Here is a 20,844-nt window from a genome sequence, read left to right on the forward strand (position 1 = left end):
ATGCACAAGTACAAGGAATTGAAAGTTTGGAAGAAGGCAATGGATTTGGTAGAGGAGGTTTACTCTGCTGTAAAGAAATTTCCTGATGATGAAAAGTTTGGTCTAACTAGCCAGATGAAACGTTGTTCAACTTCAATTCCTTCTAATATTGCCGAAGGAGCCGGAAGAAATACAGGTAAGGACTTTAACCGGTTTTTAGATATGGCAGTTGGGTCTTTGTTTGAATTGGAAACGCAGACGTTGCTTTCCGCTCGATTAGGTTTTATGCCTAATGAAAACCAAGAAGTAATATTGAAACAGATCTCTGAAATACATTTAATGACCATTGGCTTGAAGAAGTCATTGGTGTAAAAGACGCAAACCGTACTTTGTCTCAGTACTTTGTACTGGATACTCTGTACTCAATAAAAGAAAAATGAAATACGACATAACAGTAATCGGATCGGGTCCTGGTGGATATGTGGCAGCCATTAGATGTGCACAGCTAGGGATGAAGGTCGCTATCGTAGAAAAATACAGCACACTTGGAGGCACTTGTCTCAACGTGGGGTGTATTCCTTCCAAGGCTTTGCTGGACTCTTCGGAGCACTATCACAATGCCGAACATACGTTCAAAGAGCACGGGATCGATATTCCAGCGCCTAAGGTGAACTTCACACAAATGATCGCACGCAAGGGTGAAGTGGTGAAGCAGAACGTCGAAGGGATTGCTTATTTGATGAAAAAGAACAAGATCGATGTATTCACTGGTCACGGTTCGTTTGTCAACAAGAACACTATAAAAGTTTCAGGAGAGAAGGAAGAAGAAATCTCGACGGACAAAGTGATCCTTGCGACGGGTTCAAAGCCTACTTCTTTGCCATTTATTGAGATCGATAAGAAACGCGTCATCACCAGTACCGAAGCACTCGTGATGAAAGAAGTACCGAAGCATTTGGTCATCATCGGTGGCGGTGTGATCGGATTGGAGTTGGGTTCTGTCTATGCGAGATTAGGATCTGAAGTGTCGGTGGTGGAGTACTTTGATCGTATCATTCCTGGTATGGATAGTACCATGTCCAAAGAACTCACCAAATCGCTCAAGAAGCTCGGGATGAAAATCTATACCAAGCACAAGGTGACCGAAGTGAAGTCAACGGCTAAAACCGTAACAGTCAAAGCGGATACACCAAAAGGCGAAGTACTGGAACTCAAAGGAGACTACTGCCTCGTGTCTGTAGGACGTAGAGCCTACACAGACAAGCTTGGTTTGGAGAACGTCGGCATCAAAACCGACAAAGCAGGAAGAATCGAAACGGATGATCACCTCAGAACGAGCGTAGACAACATCTACGCCATCGGTGATGTGGTCAAAGGAGCCATGCTGGCGCACAAAGCAGAGGAAGAAGGTGTCTTCGTCGCAGAGACGATTGCAGGTCAGAAGCCGCACATCAACTACAACCTCATCCCAGGGGTCGTGTACACATGGCCTGAGGTCGCAGGTGTCGGTCAGACGGAGGAGCAGCTCAAAGAAGCTGGTCGTGCCTACAAAGTGGGTTCATTCCCGTACAAAGCATTGGGTAGAGCCAGAGCCAGTATGGATACCGATGGTTTGGTCAAAGTGCTCGCAGACAAGAACACGGACGAGATCCTCGGGTTACACATCATCGGTGCGAGAGCAGCGGATATGATCGCCTCGGGCGTGACTGCCATGGAATTCAGAGCGTCAGCAGAGGATGTGTCGCGCATGTCGCATGCACACCCGACGTATATGGAGGCTGTCAAAGAAGCCTGCCTTGCCGCGACAGATAGCAGACCGATCCACATGTAAGGAGCTCCTGCCAAAATAATATTCAAAGCCCTTAGTCTATTGATTTGACTAAGGGCTTTTTTATGTTTGGAGGAGGAAACCAAACTAAACTGGTGTGATGGCTGCCACAGAGCGCCTCAGACCCTAATACTCTGAGATATGACCAAGAAAAAATTCAAACAAGTATTCAGGATCGTATTGTTCTCTGGAACGGCAATCTCTATGTTTTACGTGCCGTGGATATTGGTGTGGGCGTGGATACTGCCGCTACCAGATACGGTTCAAGAGCAACTCGATGAAGCCATCGGTCACGGGTTTGATGGGATGATTGTGTATGTGGATGAGGCAGGTAAACCTCCAGCGTTTTATACAGCGGGCTGGGACGACAGAGACAATCAGATACCGGCCAGACCGGATGCTTTATTTAAGATCGCCAGCATCAGCAAACTGTACGTGGCAGTTTCTGTCGCCAAATTGGCTCATGCCCAACGCTTGTCTTTGGATGAAACACTAGCGGATTATTTTCCAGAGCTGGTGGGTCGCATCGAGCATGCAGACCAAATCACCTTGAGGATGATGGTGCAGCACCGGAGCGGTATTCCCAATTTTACCAACAACCCTGCTTTCTGGGAGGACGAACAGGAAAACGGAAAACGAGCCTTGGACTTTGCATTGGACTTGCCGGCGAGTTTTGAACCAGGCGAGGGCTATGAGTATTCTAATACCAACTATTTGTTGCTCCGAGAGATCATCGAGCAGGTGGTGGGCTATGGTCACTTTCAATACATCAAGGAAGAAATATTGGAACCTCTCGGGCTCAAGCATACCTATGGTTCGCTGAAAGAAGTGAATATTGACGATGTGATGAGCGGCTACTATGTCGGTATTGATGCGGATTTTAAGACGAACGAAAACGGAATGCTTGCTACCGCGGAGGACGTGGGGAGGTTCTTGCGCGCGTTGAACGACGGTTCCGTATTCGACGAGGGAGAGCAGGACATCTACTCCTCGATATATGAGTACGAGCATGGGGGGTTGGTGCCTGGCTACCAGAGCTTAGCAGAGTACCACAAGGACATAGATACAGTGGTCGTCCAATTTGTGAACACAACGGACTTTGAAGGGTACGAATGGAACTTATCAGAGATCGTCATCAATCGCATCGTGAAGATATTGAGAAAGGAAAAAAGGTCAGCGTAGTGCGTTTTGCTCTTGTTAAACGATCAAGGGGATAAGCATAGAGATGATCGTTGACTTATTCATAGGTGATGCATTTGTGCTCAACTTCCTATCAAACCAAACCAAAGCAGTGCAACTGGCTTCATCACGTACGGTTGTCCTTGCCTTGAGCTTGCGCAAGCAGGACTATCTACTTGCGCAAGCCACCAACCCTGCTTGCGCAAGCTCAACGCTCTACTTGTGCAACGAACCAGCCCTGCTTGCGCAAGCCTTATAAAGCAATGAGTCAATGGTAGAAAGTGCTACTGCTTACTCCGACTTTTTTTAACAATCTTTAGCATTTATAAGCCATTAATTGGTATGGATGTTGCTGATAATCAATCATATCTTGCAGAGCGCTCAGTTAGGGTATCATATCAATTCATGTTTAATCTTTTAAATATTATCAATTATGTCTGTACAATATAAAGTAGCAGAGCGCGCAGACCCAAGAGATGTTACGCTCCCCAAAAAGTTTTATGCCAGAATCAGCAATGGCGATGATGTTAGTTTTGAAGAATTGGCAGTGCTTATCAGCAAAGTATCTAGTTTGAACTATGGCACTGCGTTAGGTGCCTTAGGAACCTTGATCGAGGTGATAGAGATGCAACTTGCTCACGGTAGACAAGTGAGACTTAGTAATCTAGGGACCTTCTACCTGACGCTGAAAAGCCAAGGAGTAGATGCTCCAGAGGATTTTCGTACCGCTCAGATCAAGGGTGCTCGCATCAGGTTTAGACCAGGGGCAAGACTCCAGAAGCTAACGGATAATCTGGAGTACGAAAAGGTAAGTGTCCATGAAACTACCAAGACGACAGATCAAGCTGCATAACGATTACCCTAAAGTATATACCATGTGTAACGATAGACAATGAAACGGTCTCGCTGAAGTGAGGCCGTTTGGTGTTATAGGCCGAAGTGTACATTATAGAATCAGGGTTTCAGATGGCTAATGTTTTGATGTAGGTACATGTTTAAAAAGTGAATTATTGTTTTGATAAGTTGAGTTTTTTCAAAATTATTGTTGAGCATTTGTAATGCAAATTTCCTCTCGCACGATACCTTCTAGTGCTATTCAAGTTGAAAACTTGAAGCCATGCCGTCCTCGTCACAGACGATCTCTTAAAAATTTAGGCGCGGACATCGTGTATGACAAAGTGCATAAGACCTACTATTATACAGATCGAAGAATTAAAATTGATTTTCATTTTGAAGTGCTTAGCTCAGAGGTTGTTATGAAGACGGGTGGTGGTTTTTTGTTAAAAGAGTCAGAGTGCAATTTTATTTCACTTTGCGAACCTACCTTAGTTGCATGCTAGCATAAAGGGTGCTTCCTGCCACCCAAACAAAGAGCAGGTCTAACTTAAATTTTAATGCAAGATGAAAAATTTGAATGAATTAGGTCTTGTCGAGATGAGACAAGCTGAAATGCATAAAGTTGAAGGGGGAGTTTTTGCTTTAATGGCCATAGGTTTCGCCGCAGGCTTGTTGTTTTCTTACTTCATGTTTAAAAATGAAGGTAGTGCGAGTGGAAATGGACCTGGTTAAATCTTAAAACAATAAAAAGATGAATACGATAAAATTAAATGAGTACGGTTTGGAAAGCCTCGCAAAAGAGGAACTTCAAGAAACAAACGGAGGGCTTTTGGCAGCGCTTGTAGGTGGTTTTGCAATCGGTGTCTTGGTGGGTTGGTTGATTCATGGTGTTAGAGAAAGTAACAGTGGGTCTGGAGGTTAATATTGAAATGAAAGATTGGGTCAGGCGTTGATATGACGTCTGGTCTTTTCTGAGTATGAATATTATGAGGTATATAATAATAGTGATTATTTTGCTTGTAAAGTCCCAGGGCGTCATTGGACAGGTTTTGGCTAGGAGCTTTCAATTATTAAGTGAGATTGATAGAGAACCAGTAGCTTATGCTCATGTTGTATCAAATGAGAAACTTTTGGCAATTTCCGACCTCCAGGGAAGGTTCAAACTTGATTCTTTGCCATCCGAGAAATGTGCAATAAAAATCACATGCGTAGGATTTAAGGATTATAAACTATCAACTAATCAAATTTCTAGACATAAAGCAACTAAAATTTACCTCAAAACTGATGAGCATTACCTCAACGAGGTTACAGTCAAGCCTGAGAACCTTAAAGGAATTATCAGCACAATCTATAATCAAATCTCAAAAAAGTATTTTCATCAAAGGCATCTTTTATTAGGTACTGTTACAGAGGAATATGTTGATACCTCGGGACATGTTAATATGGCGGCAGAAGCAATAATAGAAGTTGCTAAATCTGGGTATAGTAGGAAAACAAGGGTAGGAGATGTGAAATTAGATAAAGTGTACCAATATCACGATATACAATCTGATGTGAAAGAATATACTTACTCTGGTGCTCATATACCTCATCGTTTCGATTTTGTGATGCAGCGCTTTGATTTTATCTCCCATTTGGATAGGTACGACTACATATTTCGTGGAGAATTCGTCAGTGATGATGATACATTGGAAGTGATAGAGTTCAAACCAAAGGATCAGCTTTTAGGTGGGGATTTTAGAGGGCTACTTTATTTAAATATGACAGATAGTGTCTTTGCTAAGGCAGAGTATTCTTTTGCAAAAGATGGTAACATTAAGCATCAATATGAAAGTTGGAAGGGACATAGAAAATTTTTGGTTGAATATAAAGAACACCAGGGACAGTGGTTTTTAGCACGTGTTTGGAACCAAGCTTTGGACAATGAAAATAATTTTTTATTGAGACAATCCTATTTTACGAACGAGGTATTCCCTGATTCGACCGTTAGATGGGATGAAAATGAGAAGCACTTGTTTCATCAAGTGTTGGTTTCAGAGCCTCCCGATAGCGTTAATGAAAAATGGTCGCAAACGGTTGTTGATACGTTATTGGAAAATAAGGGGGCTAGTTGGAAAAACAAATGGCTAGGGATTGTTGCCAATCGCTTTGTTGTCAATTTGGGTGTTTGTGGGTATTTCATGAATTCGGGTATTTATCAAATGGATGGAAGTGTAAATGGTGATTCATTTACTGACGAAGAAAAGGTGACTGAATTCAATTTGGGGTTATACTTTAATTATCATTTTTTGTTAGTAGAAGACTGGTATTTAGGTCTAGGTTTTAGTGAAAGTTTTGGAGGCGATTTTACCAATAAAAATTTTGAGGTAGGGTTGACCAAAGAATGGGAGATTCCAAGCTTTCGTCCAAGTTATATTGTTACCGAATTGAATTATTCTTCTAACCAGACAGAATTACTGTTTGGTGATCAAAAGGGGTGGCAGCCAACGTATGAAACTATAAATAATGGTGTGGGTTTGGGAATGGGGTATGAAGTTTCTCTGGGGCATCAGTTTGGTATAGGGGTGCACTATTCTTTTCTGTTGGGTATCAATAGGTCTTATCGTTATTTTGCGCAGCGTAATTCAGGTTTTTTGGATTTGAAAAAAGATGAGAAAAGTTTAGATGAAGCGGAGTTGGTTTTAAATGAAGAGCCTATTGACCATGAGTTTTTGATGCAATCGCCCCATACGATAAAATTGGTAATTCGTTTAGGAAGACATTGATCAACCATTCTTAACTATTAAATTAGGGCAGGTCTAACTTGAATTTTAATACAAAATGGAAAATTTGTAGGAATTAGGGCTTGTCGAGATGAGACAAAGTGAATTAGAAGATGTAGAAGGAGGACTAATTATGGCCATTGCACTTGGGGTTTGGGCAATTGGAGCTGCTTTAATGCTTCGTTCATGGGGTGTAATATAGGAAGATAGGATTAGACTATCAATCTGCTCAATTATGTTGATAGATTATGTTATTGACATAATTGAGTAGTAAATATCGAATATTTCCTCTTCAGTAAAGGATATAATACTGATATAGGTGAGTAGAAATATAAGACCAAATTAACTGCTAGGATACAATTTATATGAAGCAAATACTACTTCTAACCTGCTTGTTGCTTTTTTCATTTTTTCTAGTTTTTGCTCAAAAGGACCAATCGAAATCATTTCAATTACTTGATGCCAATACTTCAATGCCTGTTCCCTATGCTCATATAATTCATGAGGACAGGTTGATTGCTATGACAGATTATTACGGTAATTTCAAATTGAAACTTAATGGTACAGAAGGTCAATATTTGGTTTCATGTATAGGATATGAGAACTTAATTTTTAACATAACTCGACTTCCTGGACATAGTTTCGAAAAGTTGTGGATCAAACCTAGTGAAAGATTATTGGGTGAGGTAACTATATCTCCTACTTCACTACAGGATATGATCGCTGAAGTATACGACAATATTCCCAAGGCATATACTTCAACACCACATCTGTTGATAGGAGTGCTTCATGAAAAATATACAGATACTACTGGACATGTTCATATTTCGTCTGAAGCTCTATTGCAGGTACAGAAACTAGATTATAAAAGTCAAAGAAATAAGGGTGATGTTAAAATTGATAGCCTATCTAAGAAATACGATGTAAAAGATACTTTGTATTCAAAAATTTATGCTGGAGCTCATATTCCGCACCGTTTTGATTTCGTGATGCGCAAAGAAGATTTTATAAACCCAAATGGATTCGATAAGTATGATTACAGTTATCTAGGAGAATGGGAAAGTAATAATCAGAAGCTAACAGTGATAGGTTTTGAACCCAAAACTATGGGGCCAATGAATGGGCAATTCAGAGGGGAAATGTATATCGATTTTGATCAAAAGGTATTTGTCAAAGCAGAATATGAATATTCACGCATGGGTTTCATAAGCAATCCACTGTCGAGATGGGCGGATAAGAGGACGTTTATTTCAATATATGAACAAAGCTCTGATGGATGGCACTTGTCGTCTACCTGGGATGAAGCCGTGAGATCTAAGGACAATTTTGTGTTAAGTCAGTTTTACGAGACAAAACAGGTGCATTTTGATACCATGACTCACTGGACATATGACGAAAAAATTCATTTACAAGAAGCTGTAGCAGAACAAAAAGCAGATACTATAATTGCTGAAAGCAAGAGTAAGGATCATATCAAAACAGTTGGTTATGATAGAGGCCGTAAATTCAATTGGCTGGATAGGATCGAAGTAGGTTATGGGTTGAAATATTATCTATTTAACACATACACCTTGTCTTCGGTTGGAAGTACGACATACAATTCGCAAAACTTCAATGTGACAGATACATTTGATATAAAAAAGGGATATCTAAATCTATTGACTACTATCCGTTATCGTTTGCTTCCTAATTTCTTGTTGACATTTAATGCTGCGGGTAGTTTCAATGAAGTTGTTAGAAATGAGTCGATGGATTTAGGAATATTATATCTTTTCGATTTGAAAACTTCGCGCCCCTCATGTATTAGTACTTCTATCGCTTATGCCCATTATAAAAACTTACTCATGTATGAAGAGATTAATCAAACAACTCCTATTTATGAAAAAAAAGAACGTGGAATACAATTGGGTATTGGATATGAGTTTAGACTTAATCCTAATTGGAAACTTGCACTTTCTTACAAAAACTTTGTCTCATTGAATGAAGGAGAGAGGTATTATTTGCAGGAAAAGTATGGGTTTATGAATTTGCTTAAAAAGAAGCACAATTACTCAAAAAAAGAGATCATTTGGGTAAATGATGAAAACAGTATAGATGCAATACCTCAATTGTTTAAATCTCACTCCTTTGATATTTCATTCATCTTTTCTGTAAAATAGTACAAATATGTGTGCTCTGTTAAACGCCTATTTGCATAGCAGTTTAACCATGCAGAATTGGCGTATATTTTTTGAAAGAAAGACTATTCTGTAGCCTGATAAAGGGATGGGGTACAGAGGAGATGAAGGATGTTGATTGGTTTTGGCTGTATCCTTAGTAGGTAGCAATGCAAGGAGTAGGGCCTAAATAATATGTTACAATAGAAAAGTAGACTGTTCAGGGCTATTAGATAATATAAATTTTAATTAGGTTTTGAGTTCAGAACAAGTCTGCTTAATAATTTTATGAATTATAACCGTTTGGTTAGGCATATTGCCTATTTTTTTCTCGGCACATTAATGCTCTGTCTTCCTTTAATTATATTGTTTGTTGGAGGATTTATTACTTTTTTGGCTGTCCCATTTGACTTAGAAGCCTTTTTAGCATTTTTTGTTGGCTTCTTTTTTTTTGCACTGATTGAAGAATTGATATTCAGATATTATTTATTAAATGGATTGTTAATTTTTATAAAATCGCATTGGGCGATAATCATATCATTAATGATTTTTGCAACTGCTCATGTACTAAATCCAGAAATAACTATGCTTGGTTTTGTTAATGTGTTTCTTATAAGTGTTGTTCTAGGATTTATTTTCATTACATATGATAAGAGCATTGGAGAGTGTGTAGCGCTACATTTTGGTTGGAATTTTTCATGTGTTGTTTTTTTTGGCATACCAGTTAGCGGAATTTCTATCCCCTCCATTTTATTTTCTAGTATGTCAGAAAACTCTATTTTAACTGGTTCGGGGTTTGGTATTGAAGGATCAATTCTCTTAACAATAGAACTTTTGACAATATTGTTGATTTTCAAAATCAAGAAGTTTGGAGCGGGTAACTCTGTGTAGTTTATGGCTAATCGTTTTATGAACAGTCCTTAAAGACCAACCTACTACCTTGTGAACTGTCAATGAGCATTTGTAATGCGAATTTCCTCTCGCTTAATACCTTCTAGTGCTATTCAAGTTGAAAACTTGAAGCCATGTCATCCTCGTCACACACGATCTCTTAAAAATTTAGGCGCGGACATCGTGTATGACAAAGTGCATAAGAGCTACTATTATACAGATCGAAGAATTAAAATTGATTTTCATTTTGAAGTACTTAGCCCAGAGGTTGTTATGAAGACGGATGGTGGTTTTTTGTTAAAAGAGTTAGAGTGCAATTTTATTTCACTTTGCAAACCTACCTTAGTTGCATGCTAGCATATAGGGTACTTCCTGCCACCTAAACTAAGAGCAGGTCTAACTTAAATTTCAATACGAAATGGAAAATTTGAATGAATTAGGGCTTGTTGAGATGGGACAAGAGGAAATGAATGAAATTGATGGGGGAGTAATGCAATATATTTGTGATAATGATTGCGGATGGGTTTGGTGGAACTCTGAGACTGGATCGTGCCACTCGATGATCGGAAATGAATGTTATTAAAAGGTATAAGGGTAGTTTTTCTACCCTTATTATATAGACGATTATGAGGTATAATATTTTAGTACTATTTGTTACAATCACGATTGCTTCTTGTGATCGCTCTGAAGTGTACATAGTGAATATGGATGAGTGTTTGAAAAATATTACGCTCAAGCCTAAGTTTATATCAGCAGCTGGTATAGACTGGTGTAGAGATTCGCTTTTGTCGGATTGCCAGACTTTAAATTTTGCGATGAATGGCTCACATGGTGAGAAGATGAAGGTACGGATGATGGGGTTCAGAGGTGGAGTATTTGAAAACCCATATGGCGTGGACTTTAAAATTGCTTTGGTGGATTATGACAACAACGGGAGGTATAATGACCTAGACATAGATAGACTTTTTGTAGTGCCACACAATACGGATTCTTTGCTAACGCATATAGCTGGGCTGGACCATATTGTTGGTAACCATGTGAATATTAAGGTAGATGATAAAAATTTTAAACTAATTAAAATATCAGATGATGGTCTAGAAGTAGAGCTGATGGTAGTTAATGATTCGTCTACTTTGGGTGATGTGATTGATTTTTCATTTGATATTTCTAAGTATGCATTCAAAGAGACATTTACAGAAAGAGTGATAGAGGGCAAAGATTTGGCAATCAAGGGCAAAAAGACCTATCTCTATTATTATTCTAACACTTGTACGCCTTGTTTAAAGGCGATTCCTAAACTGAATGAATTGAATGCTTTGAGTGACGACATTGCAGTACGGTTGGTGGCTCATGGTCAAAGATTGGCTATTGAAAAGAACAGAAGCTTTTTGAATAAGCTAGGGGTTGACGAAGATGCAATAATACCATTAGACGTTGACTTTTTTAGAGAGTTTGAATTCTACGCCTATTCTGATGGAGTACTATTTGATAAGCAAGGACAAGTTGAAAAAGTACACGTTAATCCAGATAACATACTCCGAGAGTATCAGTGACCCCTTTCCTACTAATCATGGGGTAGTCATCAATAAGGATCAATCGGTAAACAAGGGAGGTCTCTCGTGAAGAAAGTGTTTTTGATGCAATTGATACCTAGCAGCTGTTCTAATCAATCGCAACTTACTGTTGATACTTTGGTATGTTTATCACGCATATCATATTACCATGAGTCAAACTAAAACAATATGATTTTAAGAAAAGTACTTTTATTATTGCTGCTGTTGCCAATCTGGTGGTCGTCTACTGCTCAACTTAGTCTAACGATTTTTGATTCTCTGTCGGGAGAGACGGTTCCCTATGCGCATGTGTTAGGCACGGGTAATGAAATCGTCGGGGTGACCGATCGCAACGGGTTGATTTGGATTGATTTGAACGGGAAGTCGGAGTTCTCGGGGACTATCCAGCATGTATCTTATACAAGCAAGGCTGTTAGGATTTCGGTGACTGACGCTCAGGTTTTACTCCTGCCAGTTACACTGGGGGAAGTGGTGGTTAGTTCGTCCGAAACAGTTCCAGATAAGAAGAAAGCGGAGCAGTTCATTGTCTTGAACGGTTATTTTAGAAGTTATGAGTTAGAAGATAATAAAGTAAAGTATTATTCAGATGGATTTGTGAATTACTACTTTCCTGCCAATGGAGGGGGAGAAAAATTGGCTCCCGTAGAAGTGCTAGAGCACAGGACTTTTCAGGATTTGAAAATGCTAGAAGAGGAAAAGAGCAGGGCTTTCAACATGAAGCAAGAAAGTTTTGGGCCTCCTTTTTTACGGGATTGTCCACGGATCAAAAGCGTTTCCAATGCTTTTGATATCCAGTTACAGGACGCTGATCTGAAGGCATGGATACTAGATGAGGAGGACTCTATCGGTGAGATCGTTTCTAAACCCACTTTGAACATGGCCTCTTTGGATGTAGATATCAACTATAGCGAGAGACTGAAAGTGAAAAAGATGTTTGGCTACAGGTCAATATTCGAAAGGCATATATTTTCAGAGCTATATGGACCGAGGGCAGTGCAACTCATGGACAATGGGTATGATAACATGAATAGGGTCTCTGAGTATAGAAAACTACGGTTCAAACATAAATCTGAAAAGGAATATCGAACGGTAGAGTGGTATCATGAGTTCTATGTCATAGATCGGTATTATTTGGACAAAGAGGAAAAGGATATGAATGCGCTACGAGAGTACCGTGATGTGAAATATGCCAGTAGTTATAGCAGTACTTTCGTCCAACAGGTAGACAGTCTTGGACTGGAAGAATTACCTGATGCAGTACTGCATAAACTGGATGACGATCTTGTTTTGGCCACCAAAGAAGCAGAGTGCCCTCAGTGCCAAGAATGAAGATTGGGACTGGTTTGTCTCGTGGAGATAAGTCGGAATAGGGGCAATTTCCATAACCTAGGCTGGGCTGTATTAGTGCAGGTTAACGTTTAAGGAGCTCCATTACAATATATTTGCAGAGAATAATTTATTTGATGTATTGAGTTTCTTTAATTTCTACCTCCTTCTACAAACCAAAAGAGCGAATCGCTATGTCCGTGAGGCGGGTATTCATCCGATGGTCATTTATGTATTACTGATAGGGGTGTTTGCTTTTGTATCCTTGCTGCTCTTGGAGCAAGTGGAGCATGGGCAGATGATCTATGTAGGGCTGGGCGTTTTTGTCGTAAGTGCCATCAAACCCAATGAGCGATTCTTGATGCAGATGGCGCACAGACAGGTGTTTTGGATCAGGGTTTTCATCGGACTTATTTTGACCGTTCCCTTTGTGCTGTTTTTGGGCTTTTATGGAGGCTACTTAGAGATAGGAGGCTTGCTAGTGATGACGTGGTTGCTTTCTGTGAAGAGCTTCTCGCCAGTGTTTAGTTCAAGGGTCGTACCAACTCCTTTTGCTCAAAGACCCTTTGAGTTCATGATTGGATTTAGGCGTTCGTACCTTGTGCTGGTTTTGTCCTTCACTCTTTCCTTGGTTTCTGTTTATGTGGACAATTTTAATGTTGGCCTGTTTTCTCTGTCGGTTGTTTTGCTGCTGATCCTTGGGTTTTATTCGTACACCGAGCCTAGATATTACGTTTGGAATTTTGCAGGATCGGCTCAGCAGTATTTGAGGCAGAAGCTTTGCTTTTTGTTGATCAACACCATGATACTGATCGTTCCGATTTGTATGGTTCTATTCATCGGTTTTTCTGAGATGTATTTGGGAGTAGTAGCGGTGGTCGTACTCGGTTTGTTGTATATCATACTTGCGATGTTGATCAAGTACGCCTATCTGCATCGTGGGCTGGATGTCCTCAAATCAATTTTGTTTGTATGTTGTCTCTTTATGCCTCCGTTACTATTGGTGTTGATACCGCTGATATACGCCAAGGCGCTCAAAAATGTAACAAGTACGCTATGGTCAGAGTAGAAAATTTGTCAGTCAGCTATGGGAGCAAACAGGTATTGGATCACTTGAGTTTCGAAGTGAAACCTGGGGAGGTTCATGGCATAGTTGGAGAGAATGGCGCGGGTAAAACTACACTCTTTGAAAGTTTGGTAGGATTCAAAAAGGGGTACAGTGGGTCTGTTGACTATGTGCCTGATGTACAGCAATCCATCGGTTTTTTACCCGCTAACCCTCCGATGATTACCAAAATAACGGGGAGTGAATATTTGAAGTTGGTGCTACTAGCAAGAGGGATTGATCGGGACGACTTTGATGGATCCAATATATTTGATTTGCCCTTGAATAGTTATGCAGATACCTACTCCACAGGGATGCAAAAGAAATTGGCTTTGCTGGGTGTCATACTACAAGGCAATGCATTCTATGTTCTCGATGAGCCTTTCAATGGTCTGGACTACCAAAGTTGTTTGCTGGTGATAGATATATTGGCTGAGCTTCGGACTGCGGGTAAGGCCGTCATTGTTTCTTCACACATATTCTCCACTTTGAGTGATAGTTGTGATTACATTCATTTCCTCAAGCGTGGGGCTTTTCAACATAGCGTAGGGAAAGAAAAATTCTCAGAAATAGAAGCCGTCATCAAGAGGGAACTGATACGGGATAGCGTGAAAGGGCTAGGGATTCGGTAGCTCTTCATTAGGTTTTTAGGATTAAATTTCAACCATGAATACCAGCCAACCCTATATGGAGTAAGTGCAGAGGTGGGCGTAAAGAAAGTAAACCTAACAGGTTTTTCAGAGTTGAAATCTGTCAGGTTACTAAATACCAACTACTCTATACCAGAATTTACTTCCCGATAGAGCCCATCACACGACTCATGAAGCCATTGAGTGCGTCTTTTTCTGCAGTTCCCTTTTTGATTTCTTTGTGAACCTCTAGGCTGCCGTATAGGTTGGAGAGGAGTTCGCCGATCACTTCGAGTTCTTCGTCTTTGATTCCCTTGGCATCCGCCAAATGCTCCAGCAGTTCGATGGTCTCGTGTACCCAATCCTCGTCGTTTTCTTTGACGAATTCCAATGTGTGTTTTATAATCGGTAGTCTCATGTCTGTATTGCTTTGTTATTATCGTGTTGCAATATTAGATACGAAGGAGGATGTATGCAGAATAAGTTCATCAATAAAACCAATCACACCATAAGCGATGAGAATCGAGTCGTTCTTCTTTACAGGTCTTCATCCGTTTGTCACTGGATCGGAGCAAGTCTAGCAATGACAGATTTCTTTTTATAGGCTTAATTCTTTTGAAGACTAGTGGGATGGGACACCTGTCATCCTCGCAGTTTGGTTTACTTTTATGTGCTGGATGGAGCAGCAGCTAAAGAAACAAATCGACCGTGTAGTGGAGTTGACCCCTGAGGAGTTTTCGGTGGTGCTCGAACATTTTACGGTCAAAACTTTCAAAAAGCGTCAGTACGTTTTTCGAAAAGGTGAGCGCGTAGATTATGCCTATTATGTAGGTCAAGGACTGCTCAAGCTAATACACACGGATGACATGGCTCGTGAGTACATCGTGTCTTTTGCGATGGAGGATTGGTGGGAGAGTGACTTTATGGCTTACTTTGACAGAGGGACAGCAAGCATGTCCTTGAAGTGCCTAGAAGAGACGGTGGTTTTGTGCTTGTCACTTGACAACTATCGGAAACTCCGCAAGGAAGTGCCTAAGATGGAGCGGTTTCTTCTTGAAAAATCCAATAGAGGATTCATCGCTTCTCAACAGCGAATCTTGTCTCTGATGACTCTCAGCGCCAAGGAACGCTACGACCAGTTACTGGCTCAGTATCCGAGTTTGCTGCAGCGCGTCTCCAAAACACAGCTCGCTTCGTATCTAGGTGTCTCACGCGAAACGCTGAGCCGGTTGTCCTCCTAGACTCTAGTCTTTTTTGTAATTGTGACGTAGGTCACAGGTAGAGTTGAGCCTTGCGCTCCAGTTTTGTAATTCACCAATAAACGAAATACAAATGGAAAAGAGAGTCATTAACCCTTGGCAATGGCAAGATGCACGAAGCTATGTGCAGGCCGTAGAAATCAAACAACCACAAGCCGTACTCTATGTAGCGGGACAGGCAGCAGTCGATGAGCATGGGGGATCAAGTGTCGAAGACATGAGGAGTCAATTGCTATTGGCAATTGCTAACTTGGAAAAAGTGATCCGTGAGGCGGGTTATGAACCCAGTGGCATTGTCCGGTTGAATATTTACACTACCTCTGCCGAAGAATTGTTGGGTTGCTTTGATGTCTTTCAGGATTGGGTTGCAGTACATGGTATCAAGCAGGCCAGTACGCTGCTCGAGGTTCAGTCTTTGTTTGACACGTTGACCGTCGAGCTGGAAGCTACTGTGGTACGATAGACCTTGATATGAAAGTCAAGAGAAGTAGATTTTACGGGGCTAATTAATCTCCATCCTCATTCTTTAGCAGATATTCGAGTGCAGCTTCTTTGGTGTCAAAGGGTTGCATACCATCATTGCTACTGAGGGCATTGTAGCCTTTGAGGAGGATTTTTTTGATACCTGTGATGCCGATGGCAGCACTCTTGGTCGTCTTGTGATGAAGGACACGTTCTCTGCTTTCGTTGGCTTGTTTCATAAATTCTGAACTGCCATGTGCATTCGTATAGTCAAACAGTATGAGTAAGTGTTCTTCGGGTAGATCGATGAGATAATCAGGTACCTCGCTACCGAGTTGGAGCATGTCTTGTTTGTTTTTGCACTTGGAGTAGTCTATCAAGACTATCTTTTTGCCTCTGTGGGTAATTTGAGAAATGGACATGATTTGGTTATTTGGTCTTTCATAATTTACACCGAATTCGCAAAATGGGCAACTGTATCATGTTTTCTATAGAAAAAAGATGCGTAGAAATTAAAAAGTCGCCATGACTCTAGGAGAGTTATGGCGACTTTTTAATCATACGATAGATGTAATCTATTCTTTGAGTAGCGCTTTGTACTCGTTGATGTTGTCTTTGTTCAAAACAATAGGATCGAACAGGTAGCCTTCAAAAGAGTTTTCGCCAATCTGAATGGTGTGTAGTTTGAGGTTTTTCTTTCCGTTGATTTTTGCTAGGGTAAGTTCAGCTGTTTTATGAGCCAGTGATTCGATAGGTTTATAAATAGACATATTTTGAATGTCATTTTCTATTTTGTTCACGACACTTTTAACTGGATCTTGCCCAGTCGTGTAAATCTTTTTGAGTGGCTCGCTGCTACCCAGGTACTCTGCGATGGCATTGTTGAACCAGTCGACTGCTGAGATCACTCCGTCTATTTGGCTAAAGTCTGGAGACAACTCATGTAGTTTTAACAGTGCTTCCATTTCGTTCCAGCTATCTAGCACGATATCTTCTACGATCTTGATTTTTCCTGCGTCTACATAAGGCTTTAGGACTTCCAGTTGACCTTTTCTAAACTGAATGGCATTGACATCTGCAACAGGGCCATTGATCAGAATGATGTTGCCTTCAGGTACATTTTCCACCATTGACTGTGCTTGTTTTTTACCTACTTCCAGATTGTTGTAGGATACATATAGATCGACACGGTCATCGAGTATGGGCCTGTCATAGGCCACTACGAGTACGTTGTTTTTGCTCGCTATGTCCAAAATGGGCTGACTGTGGGCGCCATCTACAGCGATCACTACGAGGGCATCTACGCCTTGCTCTATGAGCTCTTTCGCTTGGCTCACTTGTTTGTCAAAACTGGAGTGTGCTACTGTGATGGTACATTCTGCACCAAGTCTGTTGAAGTGTTTTTCTAAATATCCTGCGTCGATTTCCCATCGCGCACTAGCGAATTGGTCAAATAATAATCCGATTTTTAAGTCCTGCCCAATGCTCATCTGAATGCCGCATATCAGCAGCAAATAGGTCATAATCATCTTTCTCATGCTTGCAATAGTTATTCGTTCTTAATCTTACAAATCCGGGTACGGGAGAGATAAAGGGGGACGGGATTCTAAATCTAGAGAGAAAAAATTAATTTATAGCAAAATACATAGGAAACTCTGCGTGTATACCATAATTAACAGCGAAGGTTTAGCAAGGAATAATTGATAGTTTTTAATATTGAAAAACTGTCCGAAGAAGGGGCGGTTTCATCTCCCGATCGTCGTACTGTTACAATCTAGCACCTACCCAATACCGTTTTGTAATATTCCAAGGGATTGCCAGTGGGTGTGGGAAGTGTCAAAAGGAAAGATTAGTTTAACCATCCAAGCCGATCAGCAGTCGGCTTCCTGCAGCATCATTCGAGAAGAAGAGAAACGACTTTTTTAACCGCTTATTAAACGAGTGTACGGTGCGCTTTATATATAAGATAAGTGCATTGCGTATACTTACCATTAGGGTCTATTCGGACCTTTTCCTATTGAGCGGTCAATTCTGTAACTTTATCCTATGAATAAGAACAAAGTGATTGAAGCCCTTGAACAGTTGCCCAACGAATTCCCAACTGAGGAACTCATTGACAGATTGCTCTTTGTTGAAAAAGTGGAACAAGGACTAAAAGATGTAGAAGAAGGAAAGGTTATCCCCCTAGACGCTGCAAAGGAACGTTTCAACTCTAAATGGTCGAAATAACTCTAGCTGCATCTGCCTGGAACGACCTTGATTCAATAACCGATTACATAGCGCAAGACTCTCCGCGGTATGCTCAAGAATTTGGGGAATGGGTTTTTAGGCGGATCGAACAAATCAAGGAATTTCCTCAATCTGGACGTGTCGTTCCTGAATTCCAGAATGAGGAATTGAGGGAACTCATTTGACACAAGTATCGAATTGTGTATCGTATCTATTCATTAGAGCAAATAGTGATTCTAAGAATCGTGCATGGAGCTAAGTTACTAAACTAAACAGACGCTAACGTGCTTTTGTGCGTATCGGCTGCTCCCGATCGTCGTACTGTTACAATCTAGCACCTACCCAATACCGTTTTGTAATATTCCAAGGGATTGCCAGTGGGTGTGGGAAGTGTCAAAAGGAAAGATTAGTTTAACCATCCAAGCCGATCAGCAGTCGGCTTCCCGCAGCATCATTCGAGAAGAAGAGAGAAACATTTTTTAACGCTTATTAAACGATTGTACAGTGCGCTTTATATTATAAGGTAAGTGCATTGCGTATATTCGGTTGTTATGTAGAATAAAGACCACCTAATGGAAGAACTCACCGAAACTCTATTAAAGTCAGCAATTGAAATTACATTAGACTCTATATCGAACCTAACAAGCGGATGGGATTCAAAGCTAAAATCCAAATTCAGAGGTTCATTCAAAACATATACGGAAGAAACATGTAAGCACTGTTCTGTCGTTCACAACTTAATAAATAAGAATAGCCCTTCTAATCTCTCAGATATCTATGTAGAACCGCCGTTTTACTTCTACACGGACAAAAAGGAATATTTTTCATTCAATACCTTCAATCCGTTTGAGAAGCACAATAATATCCTAATAAAAGGAACCGCAGGTTTAGGGAAATCCACTCTTTGTAAGCACCTTTATCTTCACTTTGTCAAAAAAAAGGAAGGCATCCCACTATTCATTGAACTAAAGCACATTAACAACACAAAACTGACTCTGTGGGAGTTCATATTGAATGAGTTAAAATTGACTGGAGTAAATATTAATAGTGAACATATTATCGATTTGTTTAAATCAGGCAAATTCATTCTGATTCTCGATGGCTTTGATGAAGTTGACCCTGAAATAAGGCATAGACTAGAATTACAACTTAGAGAGTTACTTAAAGAATGCAGAAAGCTCAAAATAATGATTTCCTCCCGCCCTGACGAAAGATTGGCTAATTGGGACAACTTCAGGATTATTAAGCTTCTCCCATTTACCAAGGATAAATCAATCGAACTAATTCAAAAAATCGATTTCAATGAAGAAATCAAAACAAAGTTCACTGGATTGATAGGGACTGATGACATCTATAGTAAGTTTAAAAGTTTCCTTTCTAATCCACTTTTGACAACAATAATGTTTATTACCTATGACGAATTTGGATATAATACGTTATCTGATAAAATGAATATTTTCTATGAACGTGCATTTGAAGCTTTGCTCGTAAGGCATGACAGCACAAAATCACAATTTCATAGAAAGTTTTCTTCAAACCTAAATCCATATGACATAAAAGTTGTTGCCGAAGCATTCTCCATTCAATCATATGTTGATAGAGCATTCGCTTTCTCAGAGTCTCAGACAGTGGAATACATTAAGAAATCTAAGAGACTAACTAAACTAGATTTCGAAACTGAATTTATGCTAACCGATCTTACAAGGTCTATATGTTTATTACATATGGATGGATTGAATTACACTTTCACACACCGTTCATTTCAAGAGTATCTCTCGGCTGTTTTTTTATCGAAACTAGAGCATGAAAGCAGAAGAACTCTCTTAAATAATGTGCTAAAAAATATTGAGACGGATAATGTCATTGAACTGTTATTTTCAATTAACCCTCAAATGGTAATTAGAGAGGTGGCCATACCTCTGTTTCAAGAAGCAGTTGATGAGTTCTCGAACCTTCAGGGTAAGGGAAAGCACACCGAAGCTCTATTACGATATTACGCTGAGTTCAAAATCACCAAAAACCCTGGTTATAATCTGATATTTCGAAATTCAAACCCCAGAATTAAACTACTCAAATTGATTGCGAAGCAGTCAAAACCAATTAAGATTCTCTTGCCAAAATTTCCCAGGACCGTTGAGTTAAGTGGAAGTAAAGCAGTACTCGAGACCCTCATGAATATCCCATCGAATCATGGAAGAAAAACCTATAATCTTCAAATTATATCAGGGGAAAAAGATTTGGACTTGAATCTTCTTAAATCGCAAGCAACTCTCATTGATGTTGACAGAATTTACAAGAGTTGCCTCTTACATTTCAACACAGAAATTCAGAACACGAATGACAGAATCTTTGAATATTTGATTAAATGAAAATCTACATAACAGATACTAAAAATGAATATGCGAACCGAGCAATTTGATAGGACAATTCGAAACAGAAACTTCTGTGCTTCATGCAAGTGGGGCGCATACTCATTTAATTAGTCGCTACCCTCCCTCAGACACATTTCCTAATGCGGCTGAAATCTTTCAGGCATTTGTAATCCCCGTTCTCTGCACCAAGACCTAAAACAACCAAGGCGGCGATACTCCCAACCGCCCAAATGCATTTTTCTACTCTCCGAAGGTC

General features: G+C 40.2%; 23 protein-coding genes. 20 read left to right on the plus strand and 3 right to left on the minus strand.

Annotated features, from left to right (window positions below):
• The 15 genes from BGP76_RS18520 (at window position 1) to BGP76_RS18580 (ending at window position 14,269) form a co-directional block, all read left to right on the plus strand.
• Window positions 1-351 carry a four helix bundle protein gene (locus tag BGP76_RS18520; RefSeq protein ID WP_073122918.1) on the plus strand — a complete coding sequence of 117 codons (351 nt, stop codon included), beginning with the start codon at window positions 1-3 and terminating at the stop codon, window positions 349-351.
• A 64-nt stretch (window positions 352-415) separates the two neighbouring features.
• Entirely contained in the window at window positions 416-1,810 is a 1,395-nt protein-coding gene (gene lpdA / locus BGP76_RS18525; protein ID WP_073122917.1) for a dihydrolipoyl dehydrogenase, read from the plus strand.
• Window positions 1,811-1,948: 138 nt separating this feature from the next.
• On the plus strand, window positions 1,949-2,989 hold the full coding sequence (locus tag BGP76_RS18530) for a serine hydrolase (protein ID WP_119845794.1): 1,041 nt from the start codon (window positions 1,949-1,951) through the stop codon (window positions 2,987-2,989).
• 43 nt (window positions 2,990-3,032) lie between these two features.
• A complete protein-coding gene (locus BGP76_RS18535) occupies window positions 3,033-3,245 on the plus strand; it encodes a hypothetical protein (protein ID WP_119845795.1) in 213 nt (70 codons plus the stop codon).
• 174 nt (window positions 3,246-3,419) lie between these two features.
• The gene (locus BGP76_RS18540; protein WP_099599972.1) at window positions 3,420-3,839 is read left to right on the plus strand and encodes an HU family DNA-binding protein; all 420 of its coding nucleotides are present in this window, start codon (window positions 3,420-3,422) and stop codon (window positions 3,837-3,839) included.
• Between the two features lie 548 nt (window positions 3,840-4,387).
• Complete coding sequence (locus BGP76_RS20360; RefSeq protein WP_158584336.1) at window positions 4,388-4,555, plus strand: hypothetical protein; 168 nt, start codon at window positions 4,388-4,390, stop codon at window positions 4,553-4,555.
• Between the two features lie 19 nt (window positions 4,556-4,574).
• Complete coding sequence (locus BGP76_RS20365; RefSeq protein ID WP_158584337.1) at window positions 4,575-4,745, plus strand: hypothetical protein; 171 nt, start codon at window positions 4,575-4,577, stop codon at window positions 4,743-4,745.
• A 64-nt stretch (window positions 4,746-4,809) separates the two neighbouring features.
• The gene (locus BGP76_RS18545; RefSeq protein WP_158584338.1) at window positions 4,810-6,588 is read left to right on the plus strand and encodes a carboxypeptidase-like regulatory domain-containing protein; all 1,779 of its coding nucleotides are present in this window, start codon (window positions 4,810-4,812) and stop codon (window positions 6,586-6,588) included.
• An 88-nt stretch (window positions 6,589-6,676) separates the two neighbouring features.
• Window positions 6,677-6,787, plus strand: coding sequence for a hypothetical protein (locus tag BGP76_RS20640; RefSeq protein ID WP_119845797.1), 111 nt, complete (start codon window positions 6,677-6,679; stop codon window positions 6,785-6,787).
• A 163-nt stretch (window positions 6,788-6,950) separates the two neighbouring features.
• Window positions 6,951-8,744 carry a hypothetical protein gene (locus BGP76_RS18555; RefSeq protein ID WP_119845798.1) on the plus strand — a complete coding sequence of 598 codons (1,794 nt, stop codon included), beginning with the start codon at window positions 6,951-6,953 and terminating at the stop codon, window positions 8,742-8,744.
• Window positions 8,745-9,029: 285 nt separating this feature from the next.
• Window positions 9,030-9,632, plus strand: a complete 603-nt coding sequence (locus BGP76_RS18560) for a CPBP family intramembrane glutamic endopeptidase (RefSeq protein WP_119845799.1) — start codon at window positions 9,030-9,032, stop codon at window positions 9,630-9,632.
• 626 nt (window positions 9,633-10,258) lie between these two features.
• On the plus strand, window positions 10,259-11,185 hold the full coding sequence (locus BGP76_RS18565; protein ID WP_119845800.1) for a hypothetical protein: 927 nt from the start codon (window positions 10,259-10,261) through the stop codon (window positions 11,183-11,185).
• A gap of 189 nt (window positions 11,186-11,374) precedes the next feature.
• Window positions 11,375-12,535: a carboxypeptidase-like regulatory domain-containing protein gene (locus BGP76_RS18570; RefSeq protein WP_147407520.1), complete on the plus strand. Its 1,161-nt coding sequence runs from the start codon at window positions 11,375-11,377 to the stop codon at window positions 12,533-12,535.
• A gap of 139 nt (window positions 12,536-12,674) precedes the next feature.
• Window positions 12,675-13,601: a hypothetical protein gene (locus BGP76_RS18575; RefSeq protein ID WP_119845802.1), complete on the plus strand. Its 927-nt coding sequence runs from the start codon at window positions 12,675-12,677 to the stop codon at window positions 13,599-13,601.
• Window positions 13,589-14,269: an ABC transporter ATP-binding protein gene (locus tag BGP76_RS18580; RefSeq protein ID WP_119845803.1), complete on the plus strand. Its 681-nt coding sequence runs from the start codon at window positions 13,589-13,591 to the stop codon at window positions 14,267-14,269. The genes BGP76_RS18575 and BGP76_RS18580 overlap by 13 nt, the downstream gene beginning before the upstream one ends.
• A 157-nt stretch (window positions 14,270-14,426) precedes the next feature.
• On the opposite strand, the gene BGP76_RS18585 is transcribed toward BGP76_RS18580, so the two are convergent.
• Window positions 14,427-14,684, minus strand: a complete 258-nt coding sequence (locus BGP76_RS18585; RefSeq protein ID WP_073122907.1) for a hypothetical protein — start codon at window positions 14,682-14,684, stop codon at window positions 14,427-14,429.
• 259 nt (window positions 14,685-14,943) lie between these two features.
• Here BGP76_RS18585 and BGP76_RS18590 point away from each other — a divergent pair, with 259 nt between their 5' ends.
• Window positions 14,944-15,507, plus strand: coding sequence for a Crp/Fnr family transcriptional regulator (locus BGP76_RS18590; protein ID WP_119845804.1), 564 nt, complete (start codon window positions 14,944-14,946; stop codon window positions 15,505-15,507).
• A 91-nt stretch (window positions 15,508-15,598) separates the two neighbouring features.
• The gene (locus BGP76_RS18595; protein ID WP_119845805.1) at window positions 15,599-15,988 is read left to right on the plus strand and encodes a RidA family protein; all 390 of its coding nucleotides are present in this window, start codon (window positions 15,599-15,601) and stop codon (window positions 15,986-15,988) included.
• Window positions 15,989-16,031: 43 nt separating this feature from the next.
• On the opposite strand, the gene BGP76_RS18600 is transcribed toward BGP76_RS18595, so the two are convergent.
• Window positions 16,032-16,409, minus strand: coding sequence for a hypothetical protein (locus BGP76_RS18600; RefSeq protein WP_119845806.1), 378 nt, complete (start codon window positions 16,407-16,409; stop codon window positions 16,032-16,034).
• 153 nt (window positions 16,410-16,562) lie between these two features.
• Complete coding sequence (locus BGP76_RS18605) at window positions 16,563-17,525, minus strand: substrate-binding domain-containing protein (protein WP_119845807.1); 963 nt, start codon at window positions 17,523-17,525, stop codon at window positions 16,563-16,565.
• A 508-nt stretch (window positions 17,526-18,033) separates the two neighbouring features.
• Between BGP76_RS18605 and BGP76_RS18610 the strand changes: the two genes are divergently transcribed.
• The 3 genes from BGP76_RS18610 (at window position 18,034) to BGP76_RS18620 (ending at window position 20,585) form a co-directional block, all read left to right on the plus strand.
• Complete coding sequence (locus BGP76_RS18610; protein WP_073122902.1) at window positions 18,034-18,216, plus strand: hypothetical protein; 183 nt, start codon at window positions 18,034-18,036, stop codon at window positions 18,214-18,216.
• Window positions 18,204-18,401 (plus strand): type II toxin-antitoxin system RelE/ParE family toxin, encoded by a 198-nt coding sequence (locus BGP76_RS20645; protein WP_221409909.1) that lies wholly within the window; start codon window positions 18,204-18,206, stop codon window positions 18,399-18,401. The genes BGP76_RS18610 and BGP76_RS20645 overlap by 13 nt, the downstream gene beginning before the upstream one ends.
• 387 nt (window positions 18,402-18,788) lie before the next feature.
• Entirely contained in the window at window positions 18,789-20,585 is a 1,797-nt protein-coding gene (locus BGP76_RS18620; RefSeq protein WP_119845808.1) for an NACHT domain-containing NTPase, read from the plus strand.
• Window positions 20,586-20,844 lie beyond the last annotated feature (259 nt).

This window comes from Reichenbachiella sp. MSK19-1 (assembly GCF_003590315.1).
Taxonomy (GTDB): domain Bacteria; phylum Bacteroidota; class Bacteroidia; order Cytophagales; family Cyclobacteriaceae; genus Reichenbachiella; species Reichenbachiella agariperforans.

Bases quoted from the DNA above. Each gene is read 5' to 3' on its own strand.
- BGP76_RS18520 (WP_073122918.1), top strand. From the start codon at position 1: ATGCACAAGTACAAGGAATTGAAAGTTTGGAAGAAGGCAATGGATTTG.
- lpdA (WP_073122917.1), top strand. From the start codon at position 416: ATGAAATACGACATAACAGTAATCGGATCGGGTCCTGGTGGATATGTG.
- BGP76_RS18530 (WP_119845794.1), top strand. From the start codon at position 1,949: ATGACCAAGAAAAAATTCAAACAAGTATTCAGGATCGTATTGTTCTCT.
- BGP76_RS18535 (WP_119845795.1), top strand. From the start codon at position 3,033: ATGATCGTTGACTTATTCATAGGTGATGCATTTGTGCTCAACTTCCTA.
- BGP76_RS18540 (WP_099599972.1), top strand. From the start codon at position 3,420: ATGTCTGTACAATATAAAGTAGCAGAGCGCGCAGACCCAAGAGATGTT.
- BGP76_RS20360 (WP_158584336.1), top strand. From the start codon at position 4,388: ATGAAAAATTTGAATGAATTAGGTCTTGTCGAGATGAGACAAGCTGAA.
- BGP76_RS20365 (WP_158584337.1), top strand. From the start codon at position 4,575: ATGAATACGATAAAATTAAATGAGTACGGTTTGGAAAGCCTCGCAAAA.
- BGP76_RS18545 (WP_158584338.1), top strand. From the start codon at position 4,810: ATGAGGTATATAATAATAGTGATTATTTTGCTTGTAAAGTCCCAGGGC.
- BGP76_RS20640 (WP_119845797.1), top strand. From the start codon at position 6,677: ATGAGACAAAGTGAATTAGAAGATGTAGAAGGAGGACTAATTATGGCC.
- BGP76_RS18555 (WP_119845798.1), top strand. From the start codon at position 6,951: ATGAAGCAAATACTACTTCTAACCTGCTTGTTGCTTTTTTCATTTTTT.
- BGP76_RS18560 (WP_119845799.1), top strand. From the start codon at position 9,030: ATGAATTATAACCGTTTGGTTAGGCATATTGCCTATTTTTTTCTCGGC.
- BGP76_RS18565 (WP_119845800.1), top strand. From the start codon at position 10,259: ATGAGGTATAATATTTTAGTACTATTTGTTACAATCACGATTGCTTCT.
- BGP76_RS18570 (WP_147407520.1), top strand. From the start codon at position 11,375: ATGATTTTAAGAAAAGTACTTTTATTATTGCTGCTGTTGCCAATCTGG.
- BGP76_RS18580 (WP_119845803.1), top strand. From the start codon at position 13,589: ATGGTCAGAGTAGAAAATTTGTCAGTCAGCTATGGGAGCAAACAGGTA.
- BGP76_RS18585 (WP_073122907.1), bottom strand. From the start codon at position 14,684: ATGAGACTACCGATTATAAAACACACATTGGAATTCGTCAAAGAAAAC.
- BGP76_RS18590 (WP_119845804.1), top strand. From the start codon at position 14,944: ATGGAGCAGCAGCTAAAGAAACAAATCGACCGTGTAGTGGAGTTGACC.
- BGP76_RS18595 (WP_119845805.1), top strand. From the start codon at position 15,599: ATGGAAAAGAGAGTCATTAACCCTTGGCAATGGCAAGATGCACGAAGC.
- BGP76_RS18600 (WP_119845806.1), bottom strand. From the start codon at position 16,409: ATGTCCATTTCTCAAATTACCCACAGAGGCAAAAAGATAGTCTTGATA.
- BGP76_RS18605 (WP_119845807.1), bottom strand. From the start codon at position 17,525: ATGAGAAAGATGATTATGACCTATTTGCTGCTGATATGCGGCATTCAG.
- BGP76_RS18610 (WP_073122902.1), top strand. From the start codon at position 18,034: ATGAATAAGAACAAAGTGATTGAAGCCCTTGAACAGTTGCCCAACGAA.
- BGP76_RS20645 (WP_221409909.1), top strand. From the start codon at position 18,204: ATGGTCGAAATAACTCTAGCTGCATCTGCCTGGAACGACCTTGATTCA.
- BGP76_RS18620 (WP_119845808.1), top strand. From the start codon at position 18,789: ATGGAAGAACTCACCGAAACTCTATTAAAGTCAGCAATTGAAATTACA.